At 72.3% G+C, this 9,806-nt stretch carries 9 protein-coding genes; 5 read left to right on the top strand and 4 right to left on the bottom strand.

The window, feature by feature from the left end; genetic code table 11:
• The first annotated feature begins 691 nt into the window (after positions 1 to 691).
• Complete coding sequence (gene serB / locus WMI84_RS14515) at positions 692 to 1,957, top strand: phosphoserine phosphatase SerB (RefSeq protein ID WP_347354369.1); 1,266 nt, start codon at positions 692 to 694, stop codon at positions 1,955 to 1,957.
• A 24-nt stretch (positions 1,958 to 1,981) separates the two neighbouring features.
• On the opposite strand, the gene fabI is transcribed toward serB, so the two are convergent.
• Positions 1,982 to 2,743 (bottom strand): enoyl-ACP reductase FabI, encoded by a 762-nt coding sequence (gene fabI / locus WMI84_RS14510; protein ID WP_347354367.1) that lies wholly within the window; start codon positions 2,741 to 2,743, stop codon positions 1,982 to 1,984.
• A gap of 87 nt (positions 2,744 to 2,830) precedes the next feature.
• Entirely contained in the window at positions 2,831 to 3,550 is a 720-nt protein-coding gene (gene fabG, locus WMI84_RS14505) for a 3-oxoacyl-[acyl-carrier-protein] reductase (RefSeq protein ID WP_347354365.1), read from the bottom strand.
• Between the two features lie 107 nt (positions 3,551 to 3,657).
• On the opposite strand from fabG, the gene WMI84_RS14500 reads away from it, so the two are divergent.
• Genes WMI84_RS14500 through WMI84_RS14490 form a run of 3 tightly spaced genes read left to right on the top strand, consistent with a single transcriptional unit; the run spans position 3,658 to position 5,251 of the window.
• Entirely contained in the window at positions 3,658 to 3,951 is a 294-nt protein-coding gene (locus WMI84_RS14500) for a DUF3099 domain-containing protein (protein ID WP_347354363.1), read from the top strand.
• On the top strand, positions 3,948 to 4,175 hold the full coding sequence (locus tag WMI84_RS14495) for a hypothetical protein (protein WP_347354361.1): 228 nt from the start codon (positions 3,948 to 3,950) through the stop codon (positions 4,173 to 4,175). Before WMI84_RS14500 ends, WMI84_RS14495 begins: the two co-directional genes overlap by 4 nt.
• A gap of 59 nt (positions 4,176 to 4,234) precedes the next feature.
• Complete coding sequence (locus WMI84_RS14490; protein ID WP_347354359.1) at positions 4,235 to 5,251, top strand: YeiH family protein; 1,017 nt, start codon at positions 4,235 to 4,237, stop codon at positions 5,249 to 5,251.
• A 44-nt stretch (positions 5,252 to 5,295) separates the two neighbouring features.
• Here the strand turns inward: WMI84_RS14490 and moaA are convergent, their stop codons facing one another.
• Positions 5,296 to 6,315: a GTP 3',8-cyclase MoaA gene (gene moaA / locus WMI84_RS14485; RefSeq protein ID WP_347354357.1), complete on the bottom strand. Its 1,020-nt coding sequence runs from the start codon at positions 6,313 to 6,315 to the stop codon at positions 5,296 to 5,298.
• Positions 6,316 to 6,347: 32 nt separating this feature from the next.
• Here moaA and WMI84_RS14480 point away from each other — a divergent pair, with 32 nt between their 5' ends.
• Positions 6,348 to 7,145 carry an SURF1 family protein gene (locus WMI84_RS14480; protein ID WP_347354355.1) on the top strand — a complete coding sequence of 266 codons (798 nt, stop codon included), beginning with the start codon at positions 6,348 to 6,350 and terminating at the stop codon, positions 7,143 to 7,145.
• Here WMI84_RS14480 and WMI84_RS14475 read toward each other — a convergent pair.
• Positions 7,139 to 9,088 (bottom strand): ABC transporter ATP-binding protein, encoded by a 1,950-nt coding sequence (locus WMI84_RS14475; RefSeq protein WP_347354354.1) that lies wholly within the window; start codon positions 9,086 to 9,088, stop codon positions 7,139 to 7,141. The two genes, WMI84_RS14480 and WMI84_RS14475, sit on opposite strands and share 7 nt — an antisense overlap.
• Positions 9,089 to 9,806: the final 718 nt, after the last annotated feature.

The following is a 9,806-nucleotide window of genomic DNA, read 5'->3' as shown; positions in this document are numbered from 1 at the left end:
TCGGTCGAGTGGGCAGTCCCGGCCCCGCGTGATCGTGCGGTATGCCGCCGAGCCGGCTCGGCGGCATACCGCGGCAGGACACCACCCACAATCCGGCCGCGGCGCGATAGTCCGTGGCCTCCCGGGCAGTACACCACCCACAATCCAGCCCCGGCGCGAAAGTGGGTGGCCTCCCGGGCAGTACACCACCCACAATCCAGCCCCGGCGCGAAAGTGGGTGACCCCCCGGGCAGTACACCACCCACAATCCAGGCGCGTGCGCGACGGTCTGTGCCCTCCCGGGACCCAGAGCACCCACAATCCAGCCCCGGCGCGATAGTCCGTGGCCTCCCGGGCAGGACACCACCCACAATCCCGCCGCGGCCCGATAGTCCGTGGGGTCGCGGCGCGGTTCCAGACCTCGCCCTCGAGAGCGGCGAGCCGCCCGGGCTCGACGCGCGCGTGACGCGCTCGCCCGCACCCCGCACCGGGCGCCCTCACCCCCATGGTGACGCGAGCCGGGCATACGTCCCGGGTGCGAGCGCGCGCACCACCATCGGCACCCGCAGCCACCGTGGCACCACCACGAGCTCCCGGTTCTGCCGCACCGCCGCGACGAGCCGGTATGCCGCCGAGCCGGCTCGGCGGCATACCGCACCCCGGGCGCCCGCCGGCGCCCGCCGGGCAGGCCCGGCTCGCGTACATTGCTCGCGTGAGCGAGACGAGCCGGCCGACCACCCTCAGCCTCATCGTGACCGGCACCGACCGGCCCGGCGTGACCGGGGCCCTGCTCGGTGCCGTGGCGCAGGTCGGGGCCGAGGTGCTCGACATCCAGCAGGTCGTCGTGCACGAGCACCTGACCCTGGCCCTGCTGCTCCGGCCGGCCTCCCCCGACCCGGCGGGCGCCCACGCCGCCCTGGAGCGCCTGCGTGACGCGGCGGCCGTGGCCGCGCACCGGCTCGACCTGACCCTCAGCGTCACCCGGGGCGCCGGGGACAACGCCCGGCCCCGGCACGGCCGGGCCGCCGTCGTGGTGCTCGGCGCACCGCTGCAGGCGCGGGCCGTCTCCCTCGTCACCCGGCAGATCGCCGAGCACGGGGCCAACATCGACCGGATCCGCCGGCTCTCGCGCTACCCCGTCACGACGGTGGAGTTCGGCATCTCCGGCGCCGACGTCGAGCTGCTGCGCACCCGCCTGGCCCTCGTCGCGGCCGAGGAGGGCATCGACATCGCGGTGGCCCCCGGTGGCCTCGCCCGGTTGGGCCGGCGCCTGGTCGTGCTGGATGTCGACTCGACGCTGATCCAGCAGGAGGTCATCGAGCTGCTGGCCGGGCACTGCGGCCGCGAGCCCGAGGTCGCCGCCGTCACGGCCCGGGCCATGGCCGGGGAGCTCGACTTCGAGCAGTCACTGCGCGCCCGGGTCGCGGTCCTGGCCGGGCTGCCGGCCGCCGTGCTCGACGAGGTCAGGGACGCCATCGTGCTCACCCCCGGCGCCCGGACCCTCGTGCGCACCCTGAAGCGGCTCGGCTACACCGTCGGTCTCGTCTCGGGCGGGTTCATCGAGATCGTGGGCGGGCTCGCGGACGAGCTCGGCATCCAGCACGCCCGGGCGAACCGCCTCGAGATCGCCGACGGCGCCCTGACCGGGCGGGTGCTCGGCGAGGTCGTCGACCGCGCCGGCAAGGCGCGCGCGCTGCGCGAGTTCGCCGACCTGGAGGGGCTGCCCCTCAGCCGGACCGTGGCGATCGGGGATGGTGCGAACGACCTCGACATGTTGGCGGTGGCCGGGCTCGGGGTCGCCTTCAACGCCAAGCCGCTGGTCCGGGAGCAGGCCGACACGTCGGTGACCGTGCCCTACCTCGACTCGGTCCTGTTCCTGCTCGGCATCTCGCGCGAGGAGATCGAGGAGGCCGACGCCATGGACGGGGCTTCGACCGAGCCGTCAGCCGCGGGTCTCACCCAGTTGTCGAGCCAGTAGCCGCGGGCGACGACCCGACCCCGCTCACTGCCCCATCACGTGCACGCCACCGTCGACGTGCACGATCTCGCCGGTGGTCGCCGGGAACCAGTCGGACAGCAGCACCGCGCAGGCCTGCGCCGCGGGGACGGCGTCGCGGATGTCCCAGCCGAGCGGCGCCCGGTCGCTCCAGACCTGCTCGAACTGCTCGAACCCCGGGATCGACTTGGCCGCGGTGGTGCGGATCGGCCCCGCGGACACCAGGTTGCACCGGATGCCCTTGGGCCCGAGGTCACGCGCGAGGTAGCGGTTCGTCGACTCGAAGGCGGCCTTCGCGACGCCCATCCAGTCGTAGACCGGCCACGCGAACTGGGCGTCGAAGGTCAGCCCGACCAGGCTCCCGCCCTCGCTCATCAACGGCAGCGCCGCGACCGCCAGCGACTTGAGGCTGTAGGCGGAGATGTGCACCGCCGTCGCGACGTCCTCCCAGGTGCCGGACATGAAGTCGAAGGCGCCGGGAGGGGCGAACCCGATCGAGTGCAGCACCCCGTCGAGCCGGTCGACGTGCTGCCCGAGCCGCTCGGCCAGCGAGTCGAGGTGGCCCTGGTCGCTGACGTCGAGCTCGAGCACCTCCGGCGTGCTCGGCAGCCGCTTGGCGATGGTCTGCGTGATGCGCATCGTGCGCCCGAACGAGGTGAGCACCACCTCGGCGCCCTCCTCCTGGGCGATCTTGGCGACGTGGAACGCGATCGAGCTGTCCATCAGGACGCCGGTGACGAGGATCTTCTTGCCTTCGAGGATTCCCATGCCTGTCACTTTCTCGTAGGGGAGGTCAGCTGCGCACGCGAGCGAGCTGGGCGGCATACCGATGATGTCGTATGCCGCCCACCGGCGTCAGTGCCCCATGCCCAGCCCCCCGTCGACGGGGATCACCGCACCGGTGATGTAGCCGGCCGCGTCGCTGGCCAGGAACCGCACGGCCTCGGCGATCTCCTCGGTGCGGCCGAACCGGCCGGCGGGGATGCTGGCCAGGTATGCCTTCTGCTGCGCCTCCGGCAGCGCCGCCGTCATGTCCGTCTCGATGAAGCCGGGCGCCACCACGTTCGCGGTGATGCCGCGCCCGCCGAGCTCCCGGGTGATCGACCGGGCCAGGCCGACCAGCCCCGACTTGGAGGCGGCGTAGTTGGTCTGCCCGGGCGAGCCGTACAGGCCCACCACGCTGGAGATCAGGATGATCCGGCCGTGCCGGCGCCGGATCATGCCCGTCACGGCGCGGCGGGCGCACCGGAACGCGCCGGCCAGGTTGGTGTCGATGACCGCGTCGAAGTCGTCGTCGCTCATCCGCATCAGCAGGGTGTCGCGGGTGATCCCGGCGTTGGCCACGAGCACCTCGACCGGCCCGCCGAGGATCTGCTCGGCGTCCTTGAAGGCCTGGTCGACGGAGGCGGAGTCGGTCACCTCGCACCGTACGGCCGCCAGCCCCTCGGGGGCGTCTCCGGAACGGTTGGTGACCACGACGTGGTGGCCGTCGGCGGCCAGGGCGCGGGCGATGGCCAGCCCGATCCCCCGGTTGCCGCCGGTCACGAGGACGTTGCGCTGCTCGGTCGTGGTCACCCTGTCTCCCTCGTCGGTTTCGGTGATTTCGCGGTGATGTCGCTGGGCGGCACGGTAACGGACTACCGGCGGGTATACCCGGTCGGGGCGGGGCTTATGGTTGAAGCGTGGGACATGGGAAGCAGGCACCGGTCGTCCACACCGTCACCTCGGCACAGACGTCGAGCACCGACGACCAGGCGCAGCGCATCCGGCGCTACCTGACGATGATGGGCATCCGTATCGTCTGCTTCGGCCTCGTCTTCGTCTCGAGCGGATGGCTGCGCTGGGTCGAGATCATCGCGGCGGTCGCGCTGCCCTACTTCGCCGTGGTCATCGCGAACGCGGTCCGCCCGCGCGAGGACGGCCACATCACGCCAGTCACCCCGGAGCAGGACAAGACGAAGCAGCTCGGCCGGTGACCGGCCCGGACGAGCCGGCGGCGTACGTCTGCAGCGCCAAGGGCTGCCGCGCCGTCGCCCGCCATGCGGTCGTGTGGAACAACCCCAAGCTGCACAAGCCGGACCGCCGCAAGGTGTGGCTGGCCTGCGAGCTGCACCGGCAGTCGCTGGCCGACTTCGTCGCGCTGCGGGGCTTCCTGATCGAGGTCATCCCGGTGGAGGATCTGACCGACGCCGACGGCTGACCGCCGGATCACCCGCCGCCCCTCCGGGGCCGGCCGACGCTTTGCAGGAGGATTCCGGAATGACCACCGCCGACCGCCGCCGGGCCGCCGCGCTGGTCCCGGGTCTGCTGGTGGTCGCAGGCATCGCCGTCTGCGCCACGTACCTCGGGTCTCTGGCGCCCATCGTCGGCGGCCCCGTGGCCGGGGTCGTCATCGGTGGGGTGGTCTCGCAGGTCGTCCGCGTGCCCGACCGGCTCGCGGCGGGGATCCGGTTCTGCGCCAAGACGGTCCTGCAGCTGGCGGTGGTGGTGCTCGGCTTCCGGCTGTCCCTCGCGCAGATCGCGCAGGTGGGCGCGAGCTCGCTGCCGACCATGGTTGGCACGCTCGTCATCTGTCTCGTCGCGTGCTACTACGTGGGCCGCCTGCTCGGCATCGACGGCGACCTGCGCACGCTGATCGGCGTCGGGACGGGCATCTGCGGCGCCTCCGCGATAGCCGCGGTGGCCCCGGTGGTCCGGGCTCGCAACAACGACATCGCGTACGCCATCTCGACCATCTTCCTGTTCAACGTCACCGCGGTGCTGCTCTTCCCGCCGCTCGGCCACCTGCTGGGCATGAGCCAGGACGCCTTCGGCCTGTTCGCGGGCACCGCCGTGAACGACACGTCCTCGGTCGTGGCGGCGGCGACCGTCTTCGGCAACGAGGCCGGTGACCATGCCGTGGTGGTCAAGCTGACCCGCACGCTGATGATCATCCCCGTCAGTCTGGGGCTCAGCGTGCTCGTCGCGCGGCGGGACCACGGGCAGCGCCCGGGCGGGCTGCTGGCGAAGGTCCCCAAGAAGCGGCTGGTGCCGTGGTTCCTCGTCGGCTTCCTCGTCGCGGCCGCACTCAACAGCCTCGGCCTGGTCCCGGGCGGGATGCAGGACCCGCTGCAGTTCGCCGCGGTCTTCCTGATCACCATGGCGCTGACCGCGATCGGGCTCACCACCGACCTGGCGGCGCTGCGGCGCGCCGGCTTCCGGCCGCTGCTGCTGGGCGCGGTGCTGTGGGTGGTCGTGTCGGTCTCGAGCCTGGCGATCCAGTACCTGACACGGTGAGCCGGCCCGGCCGGCCCGGTGCGCGCCGCGGTGCGGCCAGCGGCTCAGCCGCCGATGGCGCTCATCGGCCGGTCCGGCTGGACGAAGTCGGGGTCGCCGATGCCGTGCCCGCGCCGCTTGCGCCACATCTCGCCGCGGACCAGGTCGCGCAGCTGCTCGTCGCTGGCCCCGGCGCGCAGGGGGGTGCGCAGGTCGGTCTCGGTCCGGGAGAACAGGCAGTTGCGCACCTGCCCGTCGGCCGTCAGGCGGGTGCGGTCGCACGCCGCGCAGAACGGCGCCGTGACGCTCGCGATGATCCCGACCGTGCCGGGCCCGTCGTCGACGAGGAACCGCTCGGCCGGGGCGCTGCCCCGGTCCGCAGCGGGCAGCGGGGTCAGGGTGTACCGCTCGGACAGGCGGGCCTGGATCTCCTCTGCGGTGACCATGTCGCGCCGGTCCCAGGCGTGCTGCGCGTCGAGCGGCATCTGCTCGATGAACCGCAGCTCGTAGCCGCGGTCGAGGCACCAGCCGAGCAGGTCGGCGACCGCCTCGTCGTTGACGCCGCGCATCGCGACGGCGTTGACCTTCACGGGGGTCAGGCCGGCGTCGGCCGCCGCCTTCAGGCCCGCCTCGACGTCGTCGATCCGGTCGCGGCGGGTCAGCCGGGTGAACGTCTCGGCGTCGATCGTGTCGAGGCTGACGTTGACCCGGTCGAGGCCGGCGTCGGCCAGGCCCTGGGCGACCCGCGCGAGGCCGACGCCGTTGGTGGTCATGGCGATCCGCGGGCGCGGGGTAAGCGCGGCGATGCCCGCGACGAGCTCGACGATGGAGCGCCGCAGCAGCGGCTCGCCGCCCGTCAGCCGCACCTGGGTCACCCCGTCGCGGACGAACACGCCGATGACCCGGAGCAGCTCGTCGTCGGTGAGCATCTCGGCCTTCGGCAGCCACGGCAGCCCCTCGGCGGGCATGCAGTAGGTGCAGCGCAGGTTGCAGCGGTCGGTCACCGACACGCGCAGGTCGCGCGCCACGCGACCGAACTGGTCGACGAGGCCGGCCGGGCGGGCGAGCGGCAGCGGGTGCGTCATACGCCCTACTGTAAGCCGGGTACCGTGCAGGGGTGCTGCGCCTGTGGCTGACCCGCAGATGGCTGGTCGGCACCCTGCTCGCCATCGTGTTCGCGATGGCGTGCTTCATGCTCGGCCGGTGGCAGTGGGGCCGGTACGTCGAGAAGCAGACCAAGGCCACCGCGATCGCGACGAACTACGACGCCGCGCCCGTCCCGCTGACGCCGACGCTGCTCGAGCGTCCGCTGCGCCCCGAGGACCAGTGGACGCGGGTCACCGCGCAGGGCAGGTATGCCGCTGACGCCGACCTGCTCGTGCGCAACCGCACGCTCGACACCGTCCCCGGCTTCGAGGTGCTCACGCCGCTGACCACCGGCTCCGGCACGCTCCTGGTGGATCGCGGCTGGGTGCCGAACGCCACGACCGCCGCCGAGGTCCCCGGGGTGGACGCGGCGCCGCCGGGCCCGGTCGAGGTCACGGGGTGGCTGCGCACCGGCGAGCCGTCGCTCGGGCGCGACCTGCCCGCGGGCCAGCTGGCCAGCATCAACGTCGCGGACGCGCGCGCCCAGCGGCCGGCGGTCGGCCCGGCGGACATCTACCTGGTGCTCGGGTCGCAGTCACCGCCGACCGCCTCCTCGGGTCATCCGGTGACGCTGCTGCCGCGCCCGACCCAGGACCTGGGCCCGCACCAGGCGTACGCGATCCAGTGGTGGATCACGATGCCGGGCGGGATCGCGTTCGTCATCTGGGCGATGCGCCGCGAGCTGCTGGCGAGGGGTGCGGCCGGCGACGGGACGCCGGCACCGCCGAAGCCGAAGAAGGTCCGGATCTGGGACGAGGAGGACTACTGAGCGCTGTGCGCCTGGGCGACCGGCTCGAACCCGTCGTGCGCTCCGTCCGGCACGCCGGGCAACCCGTGCCGGGCGTGACCGTCCCGGGAGCGGCCGAACTGGGTGGCGTGCAGGTGCGCGTAGAGTCCTCCGGCCGCGAGCAGCTGCTCGTGGCGCCCGGTCTCGACGACCCGGCCCTCGTCGAGCACGACGATCAGGTCGGCCTGCCGGATCGTGGAGAGCCGGTGGGCGATGACCAGCGACGTCCGCCCCTGCAGCGCCGCGTCGAGGGCCTGCTGGACCGCGAGCTCGGACTCGGAGTCGAGGTGCGCGGTCGCCTCGTCGAGCACGACGATGTCGGGTGCCTTCAACAGCAGCCGGGCGATCGCCAGGCGTTGCTTCTCGCCGCCGCTGAGTCGGTGGCCGCGGTCGCCGACCACGGTGTCCAGGCCCTCGGGCAGGTCGTCGACGAGGTGGGCGATCTGGGCGGCCTCGAGGGCGTCACGGAGCTCCCCGGCGGTGGCGTCGGGCCGAGCGTAGAGCAGGTTGGCCCGGATCGTGTCGTGGAAGAGGTGGGCCTCCTGGGTGACGACACCGATGCGGTCCCGCAGCGAGGCCATCGTGACGCCACGCAGGTCGGCTCCGCCGACGCGGAGGGTGCCGGAGGTCGGGTCGTAGAGGCGCGCCACCAGCGAGGTCAGAGTGGTCTTGCCGGCGCCCGAGGGACCGACCAGCGCGACGAGCTCACCCGGCTCGACGGCGAGGGACACGCCGTGCAGCACCGTGCCGCCGGCCCGCCGATCGCCGGTCGATATCGACTCGAGCGAGGCGAGCGACACCTCGTCGGCGGACGGGTAGCGGAAAGTCACGTCGTCTAGCTCGATGCCGAGCGGTCCGGCCGGCAGGGGCCGTGCACCCGGCCGCTCGTCGACCAGCGGCTGCAGGTCGAGCACCTCGAAGACCCGTTGGAAGGAGATCAGCGCGGTCATCACGTCGACCCGCACGTTCGACAGGGAGGTGAGCGGCCCGTAGAGCCGGGCCAGCAGCGCCGCGAGGGCGAGCAGCGTACCGACCGTCAGCGACCCGGCCACTGCCATCAGCCCGCCGAAGCCGTAGACCATGGCGGTCGCGGCCGCGGCGATGAACGTCATACCAGCCATGAAGAAGGAGCGGTTCAGCGAGATCTCGACGCCGATGTCGCGGACGTTGCCGGCGCGCTCGGCGTACTCGGCGCGCTCGCGGGCGGGGTCGCCGAAGAGGCGCACGAGCAGGGCCCCGGCGACGTTGAAGCGCTCGGTCATCCGGGTGCCCATGTCGGCGTTGAGCACCATCTGCCGGTGCGCCAGCGCGGCCAGGCGACGCCCCATGAACCTGGCCGGGATGAGGAAGAGCGGCACGAGGGCGAGCGCGCCGAGCGTCAGCTGCCAGGACAGGGCGAGCATCGCGCCGACGACGAGCACGACCGAGACGACGTTGCTGACGACGTTGGACAGCACCGAGGTGAAGGCCTGCTGGGCGCCGATGACGTCGTTGTTGAGCCGTGAGACCAGCGAACCGGTCTGGGTCCGGGTGAAGAAGGCGATCGGCTGGCGCAGCACGTGCCCGAACACCTCGCAGCGCAGGTCGTTGATCAGGCCCTCGCCGATCCGGGCCGAGAACCACCGAGAGATCACGGTCAGGACCGCGTCCAGGATGGCGATGCCGGCCACGACCACGGCCAGCCGGACGACGACGGACGAGTCGTGCGGGATGACACCGTCGTCGATGATGTCCTTCAGCAGCAGGGGGACGGCCACCACGAGGATGGAGTCGAGGACCACCACGAGCAGGAAGGCCACGATGGGGCGGCGGTACGGACGCGCGTAGCCGAACACCCGGCGCCGGGTCCCGGGCGCGAGGGTGGCGTCCTTCACGGACGCGTCGCGCGAGAGCGACCGCATCATCATCCACGGTGACCCGGACATGGCACCCCTCCCTTCAACCCCCTATGTAACCCGGCTGTGGTGACACCGATTCCCAGGGATGGCCGTCGATAGGAGCGCGCTCGAGGGTGAGATTCCAAGGTCGACCCGAGTCCACCACGGCACCGGTGACGCTCGTCACAGATGAGTTGGGGGCGGGAAGGACTTCTGGGCCGCGACCTCCCCGGCCACCAAGCATCAGCCGCAATGAGGCCCGCCCCACCGAGATGAACCTATCGGGTGGTTGGAAGAGAGCGCCGGCTTCTGATGGTTGGTCGTCAGCGGTTGCGGATGACGGAGTTTTCTGGGCCGCTGAAGTGGCGGAGCCGCTCAGGCTCCGCCACTCCGAACCCGGTGATGGGCGTCACGCCACGCCTCGACGTTGTTGCTCATCCCCGTAGTCAGGACGGGGCTTCATTGCGGCGAGCCTTTTCAGCACGGTAGGGCGGTACTGGCGGGCTCATCCCCGTCGTCAGGACGGGGCTTCATAACGGTGTCCAGCGACCGTGACAGACGGCGGCCTCATCCGATGTGGTACACCACCACCAGTCGCGGACTCGCCGCGAGCCGTAGCGCCCGACACCTCCGAGCCGGCACGCAGGCTCCCGCACACATTCTCATCGGCGGCTCAGCAGCAACGGGATCTGCGCCCGGCGCTCTCGTGCGGCCTGCTCCTCAGCAGAGGAGTCCGCCGCGCCCCGCAAGAGAGGCTTGAGCGCCC

This window comes from Intrasporangium sp., from assembly GCF_039812505.1.
Lineage (GTDB): Bacteria > Actinomycetota > Actinomycetes > Actinomycetales > Dermatophilaceae > Intrasporangium_A.
The sequence above is the reverse complement of the archived record's forward strand: the minus strand, read 5'-3'. Positions and strand labels throughout refer to the sequence as shown.

Bases quoted from the DNA above. Each gene is read 5' to 3' on its own strand.
- WMI84_RS14490 (WP_347354359.1), top strand. From the start codon at position 4,235: ATGACCACCGCCGACCGCCGCCGGGCCGCCGCGCTGGTCCCGGGTCTG.
- fabI (WP_347354367.1), bottom strand. From the start codon at position 2,743: ATGGGAATCCTCGAAGGCAAGAAGATCCTCGTCACCGGCGTCCTGATG.
- WMI84_RS14475 (WP_347354354.1), bottom strand. From the start codon at position 9,088: ATGTCCGGGTCACCGTGGATGATGATGCGGTCGCTCTCGCGCGACGCG.
- moaA (WP_347354357.1), bottom strand. From the start codon at position 6,315: ATGACGCACCCGCTGCCGCTCGCCCGCCCGGCCGGCCTCGTCGACCAG.